This is a genomic window from Fulvivirga maritima, assembly GCF_021389955.1.
Taxonomy (GTDB): domain Bacteria; phylum Bacteroidota; class Bacteroidia; order Cytophagales; family Cyclobacteriaceae; genus Fulvivirga; species Fulvivirga maritima.
On record NZ_CP089980.1, the window covers coordinates 888,108 to 909,506 of the forward strand.

At 39.6% G+C, this 21,399-nt stretch carries 13 protein-coding genes and 1 pseudogene; 3 read left to right on the forward strand and 11 right to left on the reverse strand.

What is annotated here, in order from left to right; all coding sequences use genetic code 11:
* Positions 1 to 8: 8 nt before the first annotated feature.
* The 8 genes from LVD15_RS03655 to LVD15_RS03690 form a co-directional block, all read right to left on the reverse strand.
* A complete protein-coding gene (locus LVD15_RS03655; RefSeq protein WP_233778980.1) occupies positions 9 to 1,166 on the reverse strand; it encodes a hypothetical protein in 1,158 nt (385 codons plus the stop codon).
* Positions 1,163 to 1,579 carry a hypothetical protein gene (locus LVD15_RS03660; protein ID WP_233778981.1) on the reverse strand — a complete coding sequence of 139 codons (417 nt, stop codon included), beginning with the start codon at positions 1,577 to 1,579 and terminating at the stop codon, positions 1,163 to 1,165. The genes LVD15_RS03655 and LVD15_RS03660 overlap by 4 nt, the downstream gene beginning before the upstream one ends.
* Positions 1,576 to 4,665 carry a fibronectin type III domain-containing protein gene (locus tag LVD15_RS03665; RefSeq protein WP_233778982.1) on the reverse strand — a complete coding sequence of 1,030 codons (3,090 nt, stop codon included), beginning with the start codon at positions 4,663 to 4,665 and terminating at the stop codon, positions 1,576 to 1,578. Before LVD15_RS03665 ends, LVD15_RS03660 begins: the two co-directional genes overlap by 4 nt.
* Before the next feature lie 51 nt (positions 4,666 to 4,716).
* Positions 4,717 to 6,558 (reverse strand): TonB-dependent receptor, encoded by a 1,842-nt coding sequence (locus LVD15_RS03670; RefSeq protein WP_233778983.1) that lies wholly within the window; start codon positions 6,556 to 6,558, stop codon positions 4,717 to 4,719.
* A gap of 5 nt (positions 6,559 to 6,563) precedes the next feature.
* The gene (locus tag LVD15_RS03675) at positions 6,564 to 10,649 is read right to left on the reverse strand and encodes a T9SS type A sorting domain-containing protein (RefSeq protein ID WP_233778984.1); all 4,086 of its coding nucleotides are present in this window, start codon (positions 10,647 to 10,649) and stop codon (positions 6,564 to 6,566) included.
* A 6-nt stretch (positions 10,650 to 10,655) separates the two neighbouring features.
* Positions 10,656 to 12,758, reverse strand: a complete 2,103-nt coding sequence (locus LVD15_RS03680; RefSeq protein WP_233778985.1) for a hypothetical protein — start codon at positions 12,756 to 12,758, stop codon at positions 10,656 to 10,658.
* 10 nt (positions 12,759 to 12,768) lie between these two features.
* Positions 12,769 to 13,314 (reverse strand): hypothetical protein, encoded by a 546-nt coding sequence (locus LVD15_RS03685; protein ID WP_233778986.1) that lies wholly within the window; start codon positions 13,312 to 13,314, stop codon positions 12,769 to 12,771.
* Between the two features lie 78 nt (positions 13,315 to 13,392).
* Positions 13,393 to 17,712: a hypothetical protein gene (locus tag LVD15_RS03690; RefSeq protein ID WP_233778987.1), complete on the reverse strand. Its 4,320-nt coding sequence runs from the start codon at positions 17,710 to 17,712 to the stop codon at positions 13,393 to 13,395.
* 729 nt (positions 17,713 to 18,441) lie between these two features.
* Between LVD15_RS03690 and LVD15_RS03695 the strand changes: the two genes are divergently transcribed.
* Positions 18,442 to 18,723 (forward strand): hypothetical protein, encoded by a 282-nt coding sequence (locus LVD15_RS03695; protein ID WP_233778988.1) that lies wholly within the window; start codon positions 18,442 to 18,444, stop codon positions 18,721 to 18,723.
* Here LVD15_RS03695 and LVD15_RS03700 read toward each other — a convergent pair.
* Positions 18,706 to 19,518, reverse strand: a complete 813-nt coding sequence (locus LVD15_RS03700) for a HEPN domain-containing protein (RefSeq protein WP_233778989.1) — start codon at positions 19,516 to 19,518, stop codon at positions 18,706 to 18,708. The two genes, LVD15_RS03695 and LVD15_RS03700, sit on opposite strands and share 18 nt — an antisense overlap.
* Positions 19,515 to 19,895 carry a hypothetical protein gene (locus LVD15_RS03705; protein ID WP_233778990.1) on the reverse strand — a complete coding sequence of 127 codons (381 nt, stop codon included), beginning with the start codon at positions 19,893 to 19,895 and terminating at the stop codon, positions 19,515 to 19,517. Before LVD15_RS03705 ends, LVD15_RS03700 begins: the two co-directional genes overlap by 4 nt.
* An 85-nt stretch (positions 19,896 to 19,980) precedes the next feature.
* Between LVD15_RS03705 and LVD15_RS03710 the strand changes: the two genes are divergently transcribed.
* Positions 19,981 to 20,205 carry a helix-turn-helix domain-containing protein gene (locus LVD15_RS03710; RefSeq protein WP_233778991.1) on the forward strand — a complete coding sequence of 75 codons (225 nt, stop codon included), beginning with the start codon at positions 19,981 to 19,983 and terminating at the stop codon, positions 20,203 to 20,205.
* 79 nt (positions 20,206 to 20,284) lie between these two features.
* Positions 20,285 to 20,559, forward strand: a pseudogene (locus LVD15_RS03715) (transposase); the annotation flags it as partial.
* A gap of 99 nt (positions 20,560 to 20,658) precedes the next feature.
* Here the strand turns inward: LVD15_RS03715 and istB are convergent.
* Positions 20,659 to 21,393 (reverse strand): IS21-like element helper ATPase IstB, encoded by a 735-nt coding sequence (gene istB, locus LVD15_RS03720; protein ID WP_233776529.1) that lies wholly within the window; start codon positions 21,391 to 21,393, stop codon positions 20,659 to 20,661.
* Positions 21,394 to 21,399 lie beyond the last annotated feature (6 nt).

Sequence of the window (21,399 nt, forward strand, 5' to 3'; positions counted from 1 at the left end):
CCAACATCTTAATCAATTAAAGTATTTAATTTTACAGTGTTGATAATATTATCCTCATCTTTTACCTGGCTTGATATATTTTGAATCTCTTTGGGAGTTTCTGAATTACTTAATGCATTTAAATTTTGAATTTGATCAATGGACAATGCCCTTAACACCTTCATGACAGGTTCTAACCTTGAAGGAATTTCCGAAACTATCTGCAGTTTCTGTTTTTTTGTATTTTTAAAAATTAGCATTTCATCCTCATTTGACTCCAAATGTTTAATTTTAACAATTTCATAATGATCATCGTTATAGCTAAATAGGTAGCTAAAGTCGGGTATTGCAGTTTCAAAACTTAAATTAGCCATCCTTAGTTTTTCTTCGATTTGAGTATCTTCATGAGCAGAAACAAATGAATCATCCTCATATACTCTTATTTTTTGATCTTGAATAGGAAATACAAATTCACAAGGTACCCTAATCAAAGAATCTTTATTGCTGGAAGAATTGCTATTAAAAATTATATTAGCCTCTTCTGGAGTGTAGGGTTTATTGGCGCGCATATTAATCGCTTTACTTAAATATAATAATTCCCCATTGTACACCTCATCTACCATATTATCGAAAACAGGTATTCCTAAATTCATATTATAGAAAATAGCATCTAGAGCCCTTTCTGAAAGGTATTCGAACATAATTACCAATTTTGACATCACGACATCAGAAGAAACAACCTGCCAACGTGAAGAAATAAACTTAAACATCATGGCATGATTAGTTGTATCATTGGTCGTTTCCAATCGGAACTTAACTATCTCATACTTATCTTGACCAATTGAAAAATCTATTTTTCTTAGAGGAAGAAATCTATCTGACAATTCTTTATCCTCATAAGACTTATCTTTAGGAATAGAATAAGCATAATTTCTTTGATCCCAACTGTAATTCTTAGCTGACAACAGAGATTTTAGTAACTCTATAGTGGTACGTGTAGGGCAATCCTCATACGATTGGCAAGAATTTGTTATGACTGACTCAGATGAATATTTATAATATTCAATCTCTTTACCATCCAATGGCAATCCAAAGTATGCTTCTAATTCTCTAAACTTATTTTGAGCAGAGCAGAAACAAGGTAGATATAGGGTCATCACTAAAATTATTGATTTGTATAAATTCATCTAAATCTTCTTATACTGTAATAAATTAAAAATAAAAGTGCTGCTGTATGATAAGTTAAGCTGAAATAATCAATGAAATGGAAATAATTAGAGACTTCCTTCCCATTTATTTGTAAGATTTGCGCTGAACCTGCACCACGATATAGTTTTCTAAAAACAACCGAGTCCCCAGGCATTGGTTTTTGATCTTCATCATACGCATGAGTTGAATATTCCCCCCCTTCTCCATCAATATGAACTAACAAGTAATATCCAGCCCCTTTTGAATATAACCGATTTTCTACGGAGCGAACCGTTCCCTTATACCGTTCATAATTATTAAAAGTGACTCTCAATACACCTAAAGACATTGGGAGAAATAGTATGAATATAAAAATCCCTGCGATCCATGCTACTTTTAATATTGCTTTCATTTAGTTAAACTATTAAAATCCAATTTATATATCTCTATTTCTTTTTTAGTATTTAATCTAAACAATTCGTATGTTATGGATTTAGATAAATATTGACTAAAATCCTTACCTACTTCCACTTTGCCACTTATATCACTTGAATACCAAATGAAACCTATTAATGCAGGGTTTCCATCATAAGGATATTCTATTCTAACACCAGTATCCATATCTATTTTGCCCACTATCCCTGCTAAAGTTGCTTCAACAAATGGGCTTACAAAAGCAGCAGCAGTAACTTTACTTTTATTATAAAAAGTTTTTCCCGTTTCTACTTGGACTTCCCGAACTAACTCAACCTCCCCCTTTAAACCAGCTTTAACACCAAAATTAGCAGCAGCAAGAGTAATTTCAGATGAACTAAAAGGTATGGGTATAGTAATATCTTTGCCACAAGTCAAATCAACAATATTAGCTCCCGTTGCTGAAAAGACAAATTTATCGATATTACGATAATATCTTGTTTCATCCTCCTCTTCATTAAAAGTTTCATAAGAAAGACCAAATTCATTTCGACCAATAGCTCTAGGCAAGTTATCAAGAACCGCCACCTTGCAAGGAATTCCTACAGCCTTAAAGGTCTTCGACCAATAATTAATTTCATCAAAAATGGATAATATCGGCCCTAATTTACTCGCCACGTCTATTTTTTTTAAATCTTCATCAACCCATGAAATTTCCACTTTTTTTTCTACTCTATTTGGATAACCTGACCGAAACTCCGTACTTATTATATTATCTTCTTCATAAAGTTTTCTTACAATCTTTTTTTCACCAAAGACTTGTTCTAAATTATGTTGAGGTGTAAGCTGCTCTATATAAGACCAGACCATATCCAAATTCACATAATCTCCATTTTTTATGTCTCCAGGATTTATATCTGAATCAAATATTATTTGTCTCTCATCATCACCAGCAACCAAATAAAGTATTTCTTGAGATTTCGCCACCCTATCTCCATCTTTAGCATAAATTTCCTCGAGAGAAAATTCCTTTCTCTCAACATTCAAAATAACCTCAATAACGTCTTCGTCATACTGAACTCTAAGTCTTAAATCTCCAAACCTTCCCCCAATATTCATCCCAAAATTATCAAGATTACGATCATTATTAAGCACCTCGACAGTATGATCTACTCCATCCTGCAAAAATGACCAGTTAAATGTTTCTACATTATTAGGATAGTCTCTCAAGGTAAAAGCTAAATGGTTATCTAATGATGTAAAAGGTATAGTAATAACATCTCCATCATGATACTCATTATCGTCTAAGGCAAACCAGATAGAAGGTGTAACTCCACTACCATTTCCATTACCCTCATTATTGCTATCATTTGGGGCATTGGGGTCAATCACATTATTGCCTCCCGTACTATCACTTTCATTATAATCATCATTATTATTATAATCTGTCAAGGTACTATCACTAGAGTTTACATTATCAGCTTCAGTAATTAACGAATCCATAGGAATCACTGCTTCTTCCAAGCTAGTTGAATCAGTAGGGGCATTACCGCCAACCTCAGTATCAGAACTTTCCGATTCAGCTTCCTCGCTGCTCGCATTATCTTCTGCCTCTGAATCCCCCACCTCTTCATCTTCTCGCACTTCTCTCCATTGCTGGATGTACTCATCCATACCGGTGCTGATGGCTACCAGCTCTCCTGAAACCATGCGATACCTGTCGTTGATCTTAATATCGCTAAACTCAACAGGAATGCGATTGCCCAAAAAGTTAATCGAGATTGTTCCCCATCCAGAATAAACACCATCCTGGCCATTACCGGTTACTGAAACCAGCGTCACATCTACATTCGCTGCTTGTATAACGTCACCTACACCAGCATTTATTAAGGGTATAAAATCATCGTCTGACTCTACAGTCGGCATATCTCCACAAGCTAGCACCTCTTCATCAGGAGTGGAGAAGAACACGCTCTCACTCCAGCTGCTGACCAGCTCTTCTCGTTTGCTACCTACTCGTACCTCATAGCCATGTCCTGGTGTTAATCCGGTCAGGTTCACCTGCCCATCAATGGCCCCCCCCGCTTCTTCGGGCTCATCAATACTATACCACTGGCCAGATCCTCCTTCAGTAGAGCGGTATTCTATGCGGTAATTATCTACCCCATCTACTAAATCCCAATAAGTGCGACCCTGATAGCTGGTAACGGCTTCTGCCCTCACACCTGTTGCTACTGGTAGAGATTGCTCGGCTATGCGAAAAGTACAGACACTACTAAATCCCTCATTTCTGAATTTCTCCTTGCCCCCTACATCTTTCGCGTGTACACGCCAGGCATAGGTCATGCCGGGCAGCAACAGCGGTTCGTCATTATCATATACCAGACTGGTCTCACTGGTAGTATACTGGTATACTGGTGCAGTAGTACGCATGGCTTCATAGGGATCTCTGCCTTCAGGACGGATTTCTACCAATGAAAATTCATATTCCAGCTCTCCGAAGGTGTTAGGAGAAACGCCTATGGGCGACCATTGAAAAACGATATATTGCATGCCGCTTTCCAAATTAATCTCAGACTCACAGAAAGGCTGGTTTAGCCTGGGAGGCTCACTTAGGGCCATCCAGGCGATAGCTTGCGCCGGCATGGATAGTTGCCTTCCGGTATTTGCATCATAAGCGGTGAAACTAATTCTATATAATCCTTCTGGTAGCCTGCCACCCTGCTGCTCATATTTACTTTTGCTGATACCACCAAAAATCAAATTAGCCGCATCAAAATAAGGAGAGAGCTCTACGGTAGTAAGCAACTGTGGAGTTCCACTTTCCAGGGTCAAGGCCGGAGGCATATAGTATGGAGCCGTTTCCATGCTCAGCCCCTGCCCTTCTATCTTTAACTTTAATACTACATCTACAAAGGGCTCCTGCAAATCTCGTAGGATCAGATTTAACTTCACCTGATCAGTTTCAGGACGCAACAGGTCAGATAAGTATACACTATATGGCGGAGTAAGCTGCAGCTGAGCACTTACAGGAAAGGTCTGCGCCTGAGCTCCTGGCAAGCAGGCAACAAGGTATGCCTGCAACAGGAGAAGGGTATAAAGTATATATTTTAGTCTTTTACAGGACATAAGGTATTAAAATCTATAACTATAATTAAGGGTTATGGTCAGCTCTGAAAAATCATTGGTAGCATTAGCGGCGGCAGCTTCTTCTGACACCATTTTTTTCATATAACTGACTCCCAGAGTAATGGCATGTTGTCCCCAGCTTTTATTTTTAGCTTCTGACTTTGCTTCTTTCTTTTCATTGATTTCCGAAAACTCTTCTGGCATTTCCAGCCCTGTAGAGCTACTGACTTCTGAGGGCTTATGATCAGCCTTTTCTTTGCTTTTCTGATCTCTATTTCGTTTTCCAAAAGCAATCTCTTGTGGCTTTAAGCCGAAGTTCAAGCGGATATTAATGACCCCGGTAGCAGGCCGCCCTGTCACCTCCTGTCTCAGGTAGGTGCCTGAAAGGGTGCTTCTGATGTTTTTATTCATCAAAGGCTTACTTAATGTCAGGTTAGGGCCGTAGGATTGGGATACATTTTCTGCGAAAGCACTTCTATTACCATTGATAGCAGCACTGGCACTGGTACCATCTTTTAAGCTCATTCTATAGCCTAAGTTGCCACTTAAGAAAGTGGATTGTGCGCTCTCTGCTTCCGTTGATTCTTCATTGGTAATCTGATAGGATCCATTAAGCATAATGCTTTTTTTTATCTCTTTTGAGCCAAAGCTATACATGGTGTTAAAGGTGGCGCTTTGGTTCACCTGATAAAAGTTAAGCGTATCCATTTCATCCTGAAAGGTGGGGTCTACCTGTGGCCTCACGTTGGTGTAGGTATTAAAGTTAGAATAGCTGGCAGAAAAATTCCAGGAAGATGACGGGCTGTAATTAACATTAGCAGAACCCACTACTCTTCTGGTAGAGCTAGCTTCTGTGTCTTCAAGATTATTCCGTTGCACTCCGGTTGATAGTGTTATAGCCATCTGGTTCCTTAATAAATTGAGATTGCCATTCACCGTGATATTTTCCATATCATTGTTATTATAATAAGCTCCCAGTGTTTCATAGCCTGGGTCAATGCGTTCATACTTAAGCATCAGGCTGTATACTCGCTGACTATAAGCCAACCCAAAATTATAGGCATGAAAAGTGCCTTCTGTGTTGTCTGCTTCTGTACCCAATGAGTCTCTATAAATATCTCTGATATCACGATTATAGCGACTTTGAGCATATTCAAACTCCAGGCTCAGCCTATCGATCAGTTCTTTTCCCCCTGTCAGGCTCCACACCACATTATCTTCAGGAGTGATTTCGGTATCTTCAGGTATATATTCTACACTGCTTACGTCATCCTTAGCTGTGAAAACCGACATTTCTACATGATAGCCATCTCCACGATAGCCTACTTTTGCCCCATATCCCATTCTTTTATACACCGGATCTGTGTAGGTGACACTATCTAGTGCTACCGACTCGGTAGCTTTATTCAGTCTGCCATACATAATACCTACATACCAGGGACCTGGGGTCAGTTCTACTCCTCCTCCCAAAAAAGTATAACCTGAAAGGCTATAGCTAGAAAAATTCATGTTACTATAGCCTATATGGCCTTTCACCCATTTATAGGTAGGGGTGAGTCCTATCTGGTTAAAAGGCTGTGAATAATTCAGTTGCCTATTAGTATAGCTAAAGGTTAAAGGAATAGAAAAATCATATAGCGATATATTAAGATTACCATTGAGATACCAGGAGAATGGATCTCTGCGCTGCTCTATACCCTGGGCATTATAGCCTATCATGTTGTAGCTCACCCCTCCATTCACTTTCACGGGCTCCTTTTCTGATAGGTTACTCAGGTCTTGTGCCTGCAACCTAAAGAAGCTTAACAAGAGTATGCTGGCAATGAATATGTACTGTAGTCTACTCATCCTGCTTATTCTATCACTATTCGTAAGGTCATCTGATCATTACTGGTCACCAGACGCATTAAGTAAGCTCCAGCCTGTTTATCTGATAAATCAAAATTGATTTCAAAACTGTCTGCCTCATCGTAGTTATCTCTGTATTCTTCCATTCCCATGGTAGAGACAATGACTATACCCAACACATCATCTTCATGCAGCTCTACTGATAAGGTAAATTCTCCATCAGAAGGATTAGGATAAATCCTCACATCTTTAAACCCTGTCTGTCCGAACCTAAACTGATCTACCGTTTCAGGAGCTTCTTCAGGCAAGAACACTGACACCGTTTTAGTAAGGCTATCAGTACATGGGCCATAGTAAGCAGCGAAACTTATAGTATAATCTCCTGCCTGGTCAAACCATAAGGTAGGTATAGTGTTGGAAGCGGTGAGCACCGTAGCCTGATCATCAAACCTCCAGTATAATGAATCTGGTGTTGGCGTGCTGGTTTCTACTAATTGCAGCGTGTCTCCTACTACCAGTTCAGTAGCAGCTAAGAATTTAGCTTCAAACTCTATATCATAAGAAGAAATGCTAATGGTATCATACATCAGACATGCCCTGGTATTCAATGATGCCTGAGCATAATAATCTCCAGGCTGATCAACCCATAAGGTAGGCTCTGTGGTTAGCTGTCCCTCAACCCCACTCCATGAATAGGTGGCATTACCCTGAGGCCAGCTGGCATCTAACGTAGCGGATTGCTCATAGCATAGGTTCAGGTCTGGTCCGGCATTAATATTAGGAGGTTCCGGCACAAAAACGCTGTCTGTCCAAATACACCCTTCCTGATCCTGAACACGTATTTCATACCAGCCATCAGTAACATAAGCAATAGATTGTTGCTGATTATTAATATCATGCATCCAATTGATAGCATAAGGAGCATGACCTCCCACAATAGTTACCTGAGCAGCACCATCGCTATAATTATAACAGGTAACACTATCTACCTGCCAATCAAATTCAATGGGTGGAAACAGATTAATAATCTCTGTATTTAGAGTGTCTCTGCACGTATTGCGATCTTGTATAATCACCTGATAGTCTCCACTAGTGAGGTTAGTAAAGAGGCTATCACCCATGAAAGGAGACTCGTTAATAGAAAAACGATAGGAAGTAACTCCTCCATTGCCTGCTACCTGAATATACCCGGAGCTATCACCAAAGCATTTTACATGCTTAATATCATCTAAAGCAATGGTTAATGCTGATGGTTCTATTAGTTCTATGTCCTGACTTTTTAAACAGCCATTAAGATCTCTTACATAGAGGGTATGAAGACCTGAAGATAATCCCGTGACAGTGCTGCTTCCTCCAAACTCTCCATCATCAGCGGCGTATTGATACCCCTGTTGTGAGGTAGTGATTCCTCCCTGAGCGCTCACTGTTACTTCACCATCAAAAGACCCGAAGCAACTAATGTCAAAGCCATTGTATTTTTTACTTGTCAAACCGGTAAGCTCTAATGGTTGATCCGCTTCGGCAAAAAGAAGATCTTCCTCCCACTCCACGCTACAGCCTTCAGGATCTGAAACTCTTATTTTATAAGTACCCTGATCAAAATTATCTGTCAGGTCATAGACCTGCCACTGGGTATCTGGTAGCTTAATATATTCATACTGATAGTTACCCCAGCCTCCTGTCACTTCCGGAAGAATATGACCATTTTCTTCTTCTTTACATGCCAGCCCCACCAATAGCACGTCTTCTATTACTAAGGGTTCCGGGTTTACGATTTCAACAGCAGCGGAAGCCTTTTCGCAACCCTTACTATCGGTAACATACAGGCGATAGATGCCATCAAAAAGGTCATGAATCAACAAGTCATCTGTTCTTTCTTGGTCTGTGAAATCCCCCCACACACCTGCTGATTGCACTTGCCAGCGGTAGGAATAATCACCAGTATTACCACCACTAATACTTGCTGAAATGGAAGCATCAAAACTGTCAGTACAGGTCATATCATCTTTCACTAATTTGACAATAATTGGAGTAGGCTGCTCTATTTCTACAAGTTCTGCCAAGGTATAAACATCTGTACATCCATTATTATAAGAGATGCTTACTTCGTAATCTCCTGCAGGTAAGTTGCTAACAATATTAGTGTTTGAGGTGAAGTCCTGACCGGTCTGCTCGTCCGTCATGGTAATAGTATAAGGAAAAGCATTATTATAAACTGTAAAATGTACTTCTCCATCATTAGCCGCGGGCACCGGACAAGTAACAGGTATAATCTCCTGCACTTCCATAGTAATACGAGTCGGTTCAGGCAAGTGAAAGCTTCCATCAATAATAGTACAAGCCTTTTCAGAATCTTGTACCTCCCAGGTATAGTCGCCATAACCTAAGTTGGTGAAAACGACTTCCTCACTATCATTATAAACATTAAACTGCTTAACCACGTCACTGCCTTTGTACAAGGTAATAGCGTAGTCCCCATAACCACCTGTAGGGATAACAGAGATAGTACCATCTCCTGCATCATGACAAACTGGTGCGGTAAAACTCGCAGTAGCCGCGATAGGAGCGGTGGGCTGTACTACTTCTATTTCGCTAGAGTACACATCACACCTATCTTGCACCCAGGCTACATAGGTACCTGCTTCCAGCGACTCAAAGGTATCATCATCTTGCCATACTGTAGTTTCTCCCTTGAGATTAAGACCATATTTTATGGTTCCTGCGTCGCCATCAGAGGCTGAGACCGTAATACTTCCGTCATTACTTTCATAACAGGATAATTCGGTTACACTCACACTATCCAACTCAAGTGGAGGGATTTCTTCTATTATAAAAGGGCCATATTCATTATAGCATCCTCCAGGGTTGTAACTTTGTGAAGACTTCCAGTTCTGAACATACAAGTAATATTCACCTGGGCCTGCTTGTGCAGTCACTCTGCCTGCAGATGTATTACCCTGCCCCGCTATATCAGAAGAGAAACATTTTCCATCCTTTATATCTGATATGCTACAATCAGGAATCCTTTCTTGCAGAGACCAGCGATAATTTCCTCCGCCCCCACTTATATTAAATGAAATAGAACCATCATTCGCATTTGCACAGGATGGAGATCGTGTAATATTAGATACAGTAGGAGGTGCTGCAGATATCTGGCCAATCTTCGTGTTTGATAAAATAGAGGCTGTACCATCGCTAGCTCTTACCCTAAAATGCACATCATGACTATTAGAGCTAACGGCTGCAAGAATTTTCGCATAATTCTGTCCCAAAAAAGAAAATGAATTCACCCCGTCATTATAATTTGTCACTCCTAATGTATTCCACACATCCTCTACCACTGGGTTATCACAGCATGGAGGTAAGCTAACAGGGTTACAATTACCGCTATACGAGTCATAACAACCAATAGACCCATCTGGTAATCGACATCCTGTACCATTAGGACAAAGAGCATTAGGTCCACAATCACACGGTTCTGTTATTTGATCTCCAGCTATATGATACTGCCAAGTAAGGTTAACATTTGATGAGTTTGATGGAATTTTATTAATAGCAGTATTCAATGTGATCGGATTATTGATACATAAATAGCTTGAATTATCAATTGTAATGTTGTCTGGTTTAGGCACCTGATAAATAAATCTGAATGTGATTTTATTATTATCACACATGAAAAACTTGGTATTCATGACTCCAGGTTTAAATTTAGATAAATCTAAGATGACATTAACGGTTGTTTCATTACCATACTTTCTATCTTTTCTTTTATCCACCTCACACACATGACCTTTAAAATCTCTATGTGTTATTATTTTAATAGACACTTTAAGAGAATTATTAACTGGCATATTATACCCTAACTGATAATCATATACCTTTAACCTATCCTTTGTTGTAAGGCATTTTTCTGCCAATGAACCAATCGTTATACGCTGTACAAAATAATCAGCGTTATCCCTGTCTCTACCCCCTAGAAAATCCTGACACCAAATATTTAATTTAGTCTCCCCTATGCCTTGTCCAAAAGTGCAAGGGATTATTGTTGTGAAAAATCCTATGAATAGGATCAGTATTCTTACTTTTAACATCAACTTCTAGTTAGTTACAGGTTTAATCCACTCGCTTAATGGCGATCTATATTCTCCTTTATAGGCTTGAACGCGGTATTTATAGATTCGGCCTATCTTATAGTTTCGTTCTACATATTGCGCCTCTTGTGGAGTTATATAATCCAGCATTCTTAGTGCTCCTTCATCTAATGACCGGTAGAGTATAAAGCCATCTATGTCCTTTACATCATACTTCCATTTTAGGGTTAGCTTGCGATTATCAAAATCCACTTGATAGGTGATCTTCTTTACTGGTGGTAATATGCCATTATCAGGAATGCTAATGCTATAGGAGGCTGTGTCTGAAGTGAGGCCTGACTGATCGACTGACACTATACTATAGATATATTGCACCCCTCCTGCTACCTGTAAATCCTGATACTGAGTAACTCCTTTTTGCAGATGTGACAATAAAACTAACGAATCAGTGCCTTGACGGAATAGATTATAACCTTCTAAATCATCATCACTTCCCTCAATCCATGAAAGCGTAACTGTACCTTCTTTATATTTAGGAACTTGTAGAATAGGTGCCGTTGGTGCTACTACATCTGGCTTGATCACCAATATAGGAGTAGAAAAATCAGAGGCATTAGACCTTCTGTCCACTGCCGCTACCTGATAGTAATAATCTTTGGTCAGGTTACGAAGCTGTACTTTCTCGGTAAACATCGTGTCATACACCAGGTTATCATGAGCCTGTACATATTCTCTATCTTTATAATAAGATTTAAATACCTTATACCCATCAAAATCTCTTTCTGTATTCTTATTCCAGCGAATAGTGACCTGCCCCGTAGAATCAATCACTCCTTGTAGCCCTACAGGTGGCAATGGAGGAATACTGTCTTCAGTTTGTACCAGTAGGGGCATAGATTCTACCATCTCTCCATAGCGAGACTCTGCCCGCACCACATAATAGTTAGTAGCCATTGGGTTGGGATCACTGTAATAGCGCTCTGAGGCAGGAATAATTTTGTTATGTACATTTTTAAAGGGGCCTTTGCTGGTTACTGCTTGTGCTATATAAAATCCTTTGATTCTATTTTCGAGGCTATCTGGAAAAAACCAATGAATCTGTGCTTTTCCTGCTCCATCTACCTTGCCACTTTTAATGCCCGGGATGGTTCCTATTTTTTGATGAGCCTTACCTGAAACGACATTAGAAGGAGGGCCTGCCTCTCCAAAAGCATTGATTCCTTTGACTCTATAATAATACATCTTCTCATTTTTTAAAGAGTCCATGTAATACAAATTGTAATCATCCAGACTGGAGTTATTTCTTAACTGCAAAAAGTTAAGTTCATTGAGGCGTTGGTAGTTTTTACCGTCTTCTGAGCGCTCTATAACATAATAGTTGTAGATGTTTCGATTAAAAAAGCTATTCCAATGTAATCTCACAGAGGCATCACCATAGTCTGCCTCTAAATCCGCAGGAGTAGGTAATGGCTCTACTTCTGAAGGATTAATGATAATACTCCCTCTTTGAATGCGTAGACTGGGATGTTGATGAGCCAATCTGACCCGATAGACATAAGTAACGCCTGGCTCTATATTGTTATCTTCATAATACAACCCTGACGCTTCTGCTACTTCTAAGGATTGATCTGCTGAAGCCAGAGCAAAGGCAAAACGGTTTTGTTGTTCTGTATTTTTATTTAACAACGCCGCCTGACCAGCATCGCTCTCTTCATCGAGCTGAAAGGATTCTCCATAAAGTGCCTGTGCTGTAATAGCTGCATATCGGTTTTTCTTGGCTAGTGGTTCCCAGCCAGCTAAAGGTAGAGGTTGTATAGGTGTAGGAGTCAGAATTACTGAATCCTTGAACATTTGCTCTCCATCACCATCAAAACGATAGCGCACCACCTGATAGCCATATTGATTACCGTAATTCCAGGCAATATAATTGGTAGGTGCCCAGCGAAGCATCACGCCATCACCAGTAGCTCTGCCTAAAACTTTAACCTCTCCAGCATATTGAGCCTGAACAGTGAAAAATAGGCTTAAAAAAATGAGCGTTAAAAAAAGTCTTTGAACCGATTGTTGCATAAAAGAAAGGGATAGAGGAAGTTTAATCACTTCCTCCATTTTATTGCATTTAGTCTTTTACATATTTAAATTCACCTGAAAAGCTGCCACTAAGGGTTCTACCATCCTCCAGATTCAACTCAAAAAATAAAGTGTACTCTTTATCTGATCCAGTAACTTCTACACTACCCCCTACAGCAGCAATAGTTTCATCACCATCATAAATTCCATCATTATTAAGATCAAGTCTGATCTCTGCCCAATCAATAAAAGGAGTATTAATTATACTTCCATCTGAAATCATTTCTTCTGATGCGAAAACATACTCCCCTGGTCCAAATACTGATGCACTAGGATAATACAAATCCAAATTAACATCGTAGGTACCCCCCTTAACTTGGAAATAAAAATAATCAGGATCGACTGAATCTTCGACCAATTCATAACTACCATTTGTTAAGGAAAATTCATAATAATAATAATCATGACCTTCTACTCTATCTGCACCATAATCTGTAATGCTTGCATCTTTCACTTCGTAAGTATTACTATTGTACATAAAAGAATTAGTCACTTCAGGGCCTTCTTTACTATCATCATCTGAGCATGAAGTCAAGGTAAAAATTGCTATTACTAATAGCGCTCCCCCATTTAAAAAATCGATTGTTCATCTGGTATTATATTTAGTTGTGTTTTACTTATTAATATCTATAGTCAATATTTTCTTAGAGGTAATGATATCAGTGCCCGGCAAACGATACTGCACTAAAAACTGTAGTGGCTCATTGGCATACAGATACTGATAAGTTCCTGTAAGAACTCTTCTTATTGGCGTAGTATTGAGTTCATTATCATTTAAATTGACCAGGTTGTTTTTGATGTCGTAATAATCATAATAGCCATAGAAATCCCAGTCGTGCATAATATCTACTTGTCCTCCTTGTGAGGTGTAGGCTCCCATATTTACTTCATCTTCTGACATACTCGGGAAGGTCTCTTGCTGTACAATGATAGGCTGATCCGGAGGCACCCCACTATCTCTTGTCTCATCCTCATCTACCTCTCTCCATTCTATAATTGCCTGATGATGAACCGGATAGTTATTATAGATAGTCGGGCCTGCAAAATTCTTATACCAGCCATAGTCTTGAATGGCCTCTATCAATACTAGTCGCTTGAATTTATTATTTCCACGTACTTCAGTCTCTTCAAAAAGTTCATCCAGATTCATACGTAGTCCATAGCGTTTGTACTGTTTCTGAGCAAGCATCTGACTAAAACTAAAGGCATTATCATCATTTAGCTTATCCAGGAATTTAGCATATCTACTGGTTCTGAAATAGTTTTCATACAGGTTAAAGCCTTGGCCTACCACCAGATTCTCCATCAAAGAGGTTTGTTGTACATTGACATTGTTGCCTCCTTCATCATTTAATTGGTTTACCTGCTCTGTGTTGATATTTGATTCCAAATTGAGTCCTCCATTTTCAGGCTCTCGTACTAAAACCATTTTATATGCTGTTTCTGTGGCTAATTCAGGTAAGGCAAAGGATACTTTCTTTGCGCCTCTATCATAACTCACCGGCGACTTAACGCTAGCCTGAGAAGTAGATACAAAATTCATTTCGTACTTCATACCTGGCTCTGTAAACAGGTACTCCTGATCAGTATCTAAAAGAATATATCCCGAATTGGTTTCTTTAGGGTGGAAACTATATTGCCCTAAATATGGGTAACCTGCCACTATGTTATCTTCAGGAATATAGTCTGGAGCCTCTCCTGTTATAAAGGTCAGTTTCTCTTCCTCTATTTCATCTTTTCCTCCCTGGCTTAGGTTCTTCCACCCAGAAGATACTCGCTCCTGCCACACTACCTGAACTAAGACTTCAATCTTTTCTTGTGGAGGTAATATGCTTTCTGTTTTATAGACTACCGAGGTTCTCGCTTCATTCCAAACCAACTCTCCTTTTAATGGAGCTCCGTTATGAGTGACCTCGAATTTCTGCATTTTAATACGATAGAACTTAAAGTCATTATCATTATTAAGTATCTCCATAGCCGTTCCTTCTGCTACGTTTAATGACACCTGTGGCTTAGTAAAGACATCTACTTCTTTATCACCCTCTACCGGTTTGATCTGTCCGATAGCTTTCACTCCAGTAACAGAATTGGTACCTACTATTTCACATTTCTCTCCGAAGCTAAATTTGAATTTACACTTACCGCTCACCAAACCGCCTAGTATATTAAATTCACCCGCCACGGCTCCCTGCATAAATATAGGGTTAGGAAGTTCTGCCTGAAGGGCGGCTGCTAAGCCTAATTGTAGTATAGGAAACTCTCCCTTGATAAATCTTAAATCCACCTTAATACCTATCTCTGCCATAATATATGCCCAGGCTTGTCCTGATGCATACCATCCGTTAATACCTGGGGTATCTCCGGTATTGCCGCAAGTGTAATTACTCAGGTCTCTGAGCATAACATCAAAGCCCAGCCCCGCTCCTATCTCTCCATAGAAGACCAGAAAGTTAATCTTACCAGTGCTCAGTTTCAGTGAAGTTCCGAAGGCCATCCCTTTGGCGGAAGCCAAGGCTCCGTCATCACGCGACAAGGACATCTCCCCTGTTAAGCGGGTAACCTCCGCCGGTAATTCTGGAATATCAGGAATACGATGGCCAGCCATGAAATAGCTTTCAGCAGTTACTAACGGTTGATTACCCAGTGCCACAAAGGCCAGGCCTATACGTTTATCCGGCCTTCCGATATGTATGAACCATTCATCTGGGCTGAAATACATTTCTGCCCATCCGGCAAGGTCATTAGTTCCTACTCCTTTAAGGATATCAAATATGTTGATGTATATCTCCAGGGTAGAATGAAAGATCTTGTTTTCAAAATCAAACATCATCATCATTGAAGCGTTCAACTTCACCTCACCGGCCTCACGTTTTTCCATGGGGGTCATAAAGAAAGCATCACCTCTGAACTGCATATATTTGACCCCTCCACTGCTGGAAAATGCAATCTCAAAGAAAGCATCAGCATTGAATACATATGGATCTGGAATCATGCCCAAGGTGACCCCGGCGTTAAAACCTAATGATACACTCTTATCTGGTTCATAATCAATATTATCTATGACTCCTCCTGGAGGAAGTGGCGATTGCTTCATATGGTAAAACAATCCGCCGCCAAGTTTATAGATAGCAAAGTTGGAGCTACCCAAAGGCAGGTTAACGTGTACATACGCTTCGACCATCCAATACCTAAAATCCGCCTTTTTACCAAAAGTACCTTCCGCTTCTACTTTAAAACCCGCTATCTCTGCATCCAGCGTTCCCCTAAAGCCATTACCATATTTAGGATCATCATCAAAGAAGTCTACGGTACCTGTAATCTGGTAAGCACTGGTTTTTACAGTGATGCCTATTCCATGGACTTTTACATCCTTAAATCTAAAACGGGTGCCAGTCGCCTGACCTTCGTCATTGAGAGTTTCTTCTATTTCTCCATTAACTCCGATGGTTGTAGAGCCTGAAAAGCCACCTGATCCACCCATAATGGTAAGCTTGGCCTGGATGATCAAGGCTAAATCATTCATATTATGATGAAGGCCTATGCTATCTATCTGTAATGGGAAACCAGCAGTAAGGGCTTCGGTCTTCATTCCCCACTCTCCACCACGTATAATGGGTGATTTATTAGATAAGGTCAAATTCCTGAAATGTAGGCCTTCGGCGGTGATCTTCTTACCGCCATTCATGTTCACTACACCATGCAAAACTGCTTTGGCTTCAAATGATCCGTTTTCCTTTTTTATGCTGATAACACTATTTTTATCTAAAACCACATCCGCCAAAAGAAGGTCTGAGTGCATGGTTTCACTAGTTTTTACTAATACTTGGTAGTCTAGCCCCTTACCATTCCAATAGATTCCTGCTCCATAATCCATTGGTTCATCGAACAACGGTAATTTAAGTTCTCCATTAAATTCTGCTCCATGAAGTTTATTCTTGAGCATAACCACATAAAACTTGTCTATAGAAAATGGCCAGCTAGCCAGTGATCCCTGTTCCAGATTCACCAATCCTTCTACAGTGAAGGCTCCTGTAAAGCCCTGACGATCAATAAACATATTACGCGCCTGAAGGGATAGCCTGTCTTTACCTGAACTTAGCTCTTTAGGAAGGTCTATGCGTAGCTCTGCAAAATGAACACCTGTCCAAAATTCAGGATAGGTACCGTATTCAGACTTATACTCATCCGGTAATTTAAAACCCTCAGCATTACGGTCATCACTAAAGTCTAGTGTAGCCCTGGAGATTGTGAAACGAAAGCCTGGCAGCTGTTTTACCTCAAAAGCAGGAAGGTCTATCTGAGCGATAATAGAACCCGGGTCGGCAGCCTGCACGGTAAATGCGGCTTTAACGGGTTGACCTGGAGCATCAGCTTTTTCGGCTGTACTCGGAGATATGGTGACCATTCCATTTATGCTCAGGTTTTTAAAGCCATTACAATCCCACTCAATATAATTTTGGCCGCTAGCTGAAAGTAGATCTATAGTAATGTGTTCTCCTATGGGTAATTGCGCATCGGTTAGCAGGGTAAGCTTGGTGCCTGTAGAAGCAGCTATTCCTCCTTTATGTATTTTGACTTTAGTGGCAGCAAAAGCAAGCTTTCGTTTGGCTATTGGAAAATCCAGTGATACATATACATTAACATAGGCTGCATCAGGAGTGATTACCAGATTATCAAATAAAAGATACTGCGTCCTGCCATTGATAACTTTCTCTACTCCCAAAGGAAGGTAGGATAAATCCGTATCGGTAAGCTGACTTACTATTCGGTTTTGCTCTAAAACATACTCCTGTAAGGCATGTACCCGATTGGCCAATTGTGAGCTATCAGCAGCAACACTGTCTGCTATAAAAACCTCTGCAGAAGCACAAACAACAACAAAAGACAATAAAAATGAAAGCCACAAGGCTTTCCTATCCAGAGCTAAAAACATAGACAATCAGGCTCAGAAAAAAATATGTAAATAAAGAAAAAATATAATGTTAATAACATTTTGCAAGCAATATGTAACCCCCTTATTATTGAAATTATGAGCAGATGGTGAAATATTTTTCATATCATATCTCTTTCACCTACAAGCCTTCGATCATCAAATATTATTTTACTACCTTATCCTTGGTTTGTGCCTTTACAAGCGATTTTGCTCATTTTTGTCTTTTTCTGACATACTTATTCATACTGCTATGGATATTAGCAAGCCATAAGTAGCATACCTCATAAGTTTATTTAATCAAGTGCCCCTTTTCACAAAGCCGCCTCACTACGATACTTCGTTCACCACCTTCTCAAAACGCACAATAAGAATAAGCCAGAATGTCTCACTGCATAGGCCTCATTACATACTGGCTCAACCTTATTTTTAGCCCGCGCTTTTCATTAAAACCAACAGGCTGAATAAGGCTCTTTCCGTTCCTGCAATCGCCCCATTCAACCTCGCACAACAAGCCTTTTTACTTACCCGCCCACTCCCCTGGGTAAGTCAATACACTTGTTCTTTCCTCGCTCAGTTTCTATACAGTAATTCGGAACCTGCTCACATTTCTAACCGCAAAAATATATCACAATACAAAGCCTGTAAAGGGTATATAAACAGTGCCCTACTTAGCCCTTCCCTACTGCCCTTGACATACTTTGTATATTAATATGAACTGGCATTTAAGAAATGACGACTGATTCTCTGGTGCAGGTAAAAGATATGATTATACGACTTATATATACCCTCCCTTTTTATGTGAGTGGCCTGTTGGGGTGGCCACAGCAAGATGTACAAATGTATACATTTGGATCTTGTCATCTGGCTTGGCCAGATGATGAGCCTCGAAACTCGGCACATAAAATTGAAGGTTTTAGAGCAACTTTTATTGGTTTAGAACAAACCTCTTTTTATTATCTATTTTCAGGAAGCATTACATACAATAACACCCTTTTAAAAGTCTCTACATAATAGCTCCACCAAAGATTTTACCCGATCTAACAGTACTGATAAATCTGCATTACTAACCTTATAATTTCTCTTATACCTTGCATCAGAATAAGCATTTTGTAAAAGCTTGAATAGCCGTTTATCTTGTTCAGAATCTTGAGGAAAGATCTGTTGGGTCTTGCTGGTAATCAAGTATGATAACCGAATTAGTCTACCCAGATTATGCGTACGACGATGATAGCCTACACCTGACTTAAGTAATGCCGTTAGTCCTTGCTCCGTAGATTGATGTAGCATAAATACAGCTAAAGTGTTTTGCTGACATAAGCTACAAAGCTCTGCCGTCTTTAAGAATTCTTTGGCCTTAGATAGACCCAACTTATAAAATGCGTTGATTTCATTTTCATCGGTACACTTTGAATTATGTGTATTATTAAGTTGGGGGTAGTACTGATTATAAATGAGTTCCCCTTGCTGGCAAACCTTTACAGCAAAGGTATACCCTGCCTGTAGCCACTGCTCAAAAGTATGAGTTTGTAGTACTATACAGGTTATTGAAACACTAGGCTTACAATGTGTTTCAATAATATCTTCCCACTCATACGTGCTTTTACCGTCGTTTTCAGGAATTAAGATTAAAACAAAATATTCCTTTGAAAAGCTGGAAGCTATCCTGGAAGAACTAAAAATGGTCTGACTCTTCTGCTCATGCGCTAAACCACCTAACCAATAAACAGCATCCGGCTGTACCACTTGTGATATATATGCAATTAGCGGTTGACAATCAGAACAATATTTTAACTCTCCCTCGCTCATTTGTCATATGATAATGAAGCCAGCTTGGTTGCCTTCTCCTTATCCTGTTGCTGCCTTCTGCCTTTGAGCGCTTGAAAAATAGTTATAGAAGCTTCACTAGTTGAATATTCAGTCTTGCTCTCTTCTAATTTATTGACTTGATCAGTAAGCATATCTAAGAACCAATTATAAGCATCGTCATCTGGGCGGATGCCTACTAGAGCAAAAATTGCAGACTCAAGACTTATAGGCCATCCCGATGGATCAAAGCCAACATTCTCTAAGTCACTAAGAAACCAATGAATATTTAGCTGCTTTTGGATCAAACAAAGAATAAGATCTTCTTCTACCTCCATACGAAAGAATGGATATTGCGGACGTTTTAGGTGTAGTTTCATAAGCAAATGGTTAGTTATATAAAGATAATAAAATAGAGCCAATTGGCTCTAATAATTATTTAATTATTTTTGCAGCTTGGCTCTTGTGTCGAAAAATCAGGAATACATAAACGCATTTGGCAAGCACCTTAAAAAACTAAGAGAGCAAAAAGGTCTTACCCAAGAAGAATTATCTAATCGATCTGGCCAAGCATTTAGCCAAATAGGGCGTTTTGAAAGAGGAGTACGTAGCCCAACACTTAGCACATTAATTGCCATAGCCAATGGGCTGGATGTTCACCCAAAAAAGCTATTGGACTTCGATTTTTAAAACAAAGAGTTTTGTAAGGCCCCCTAAAAATAGGACAGTTTAAAAGTAGAAAAATTTAATTAAATTTAAACTGTTCACTATGAAACGAAAGAAATTTTCACCCCAACAGATTGCCAGCATCTTGAAGGAATTTGATGCAGGTAAGACCGCGGCTGAGATCAGCCGTGAGCATGGCGTTAGTCAGGCAGCCTTCTACAAGTGGCGCCAGCGATTTGGAGGCATGGATGCTTCAGAGTTACGGAAGCTAAAAGAACTTGAAGAGGAAAATCGCAGGCTTAAACACATGTATGCAGAATTAGCCCTTGATCTTAAGCTTGCTAAAGAGATCATCGAAAAAAAGCTTTAAAGCCCTGTGGCTATTTCGGTCGGACTATGCCAGTTGTTTCGGTCAAACTATGCCAGTGATTTCGGTGTATCTATGCCACTTTAAGAGTTTCGTAATTTTAGTAAATATTAATGTTTCAACATACCTTTTCTCAAAGATTCTCCTTTGAGATCTATTCTATGAGAAGAGTTAACGAGCCTGTCTAATATGGCATCAGCAATAGTGCCTTCACCAATAATATCATACCAGGCTGATACTGGTATTTGAGAGGAGATTATAGTTGAAGTTTTTCCATGACGATCATCGATAATATCCATAAGTACTTCTCTTGCAATATTGTCCATGCTTTGTAAACCAAAATCATCTAGTATTAAGAGTTGGGCAGAGGTAATTCTTTTAAGTTCTTTGATATAGGTGCCATCTACTTTGGCGAGTTTCATTTTGTTGAACAGGCGAGCTGTTACCTGATAGATGGTGCTATAGCCCATCAGACAAGCTTGTCTGCCTATGGCCTGACTCATAAAGCTTTTGCCTACTCCTGAAGCACCTGTAATAATGATGTTTTCACTTTGCTTGATGAACTGTAAGGAGGACAACCTGTTGAACATGTTTTTATCCAGATTCCTATTTTCAGAGAAGATTATTTCATCCATGTCTGCCTGCTGCTTGAAGGTGGCCTTTTTCATCAGCCGTGTAATCTTCTTATTCTGCCTGTCTTCCCATTCACTTTCAGTGAGTAAGGCCAGATATTCATCTGGGGTGCATTTTTGATAAGCATTGCTGCTGAGTTGTTGTCTGTGCAGTTCAGCCATCGCAGATAGCCTCATGGATTTTAGTTTTTCTATTGTTTGATTATTGTTCATAAAATT

Coding starts and splice junctions, on each gene's coding strand:
- LVD15_RS03655 (WP_233778980.1), bottom strand. CDS start 1,166: ATGAATTTATACAAATCAATAATTTTAGTGATGACCCTATATCTACCT.
- LVD15_RS03660 (WP_233778981.1), bottom strand. CDS start 1,579: ATGAAAGCAATATTAAAAGTAGCATGGATCGCAGGGATTTTTATATTC.
- LVD15_RS03670 (WP_233778983.1), bottom strand. CDS start 6,558: ATGAGTAGACTACAGTACATATTCATTGCCAGCATACTCTTGTTAAGC.
- LVD15_RS03675 (WP_233778984.1), bottom strand. CDS start 10,649: ATGTTAAAAGTAAGAATACTGATCCTATTCATAGGATTTTTCACAACA.
- LVD15_RS03680 (WP_233778985.1), bottom strand. CDS start 12,758: ATGGAGGAAGTGATTAAACTTCCTCTATCCCTTTCTTTTATGCAACAA.
- LVD15_RS03690 (WP_233778987.1), bottom strand. CDS start 17,712: ATGTTTTTAGCTCTGGATAGGAAAGCCTTGTGGCTTTCATTTTTATTG.
- LVD15_RS03695 (WP_233778988.1), top strand. CDS start 18,442: ATGACGACTGATTCTCTGGTGCAGGTAAAAGATATGATTATACGACTT.
- LVD15_RS03700 (WP_233778989.1), bottom strand. CDS start 19,518: ATGAGCGAGGGAGAGTTAAAATATTGTTCTGATTGTCAACCGCTAATT.
- LVD15_RS03705 (WP_233778990.1), bottom strand. CDS start 19,895: ATGAAACTACACCTAAAACGTCCGCAATATCCATTCTTTCGTATGGAG.
- istB (WP_233776529.1), bottom strand. CDS start 21,393: ATGAACAATAATCAAACAATAGAAAAACTAAAATCCATGAGGCTATCT.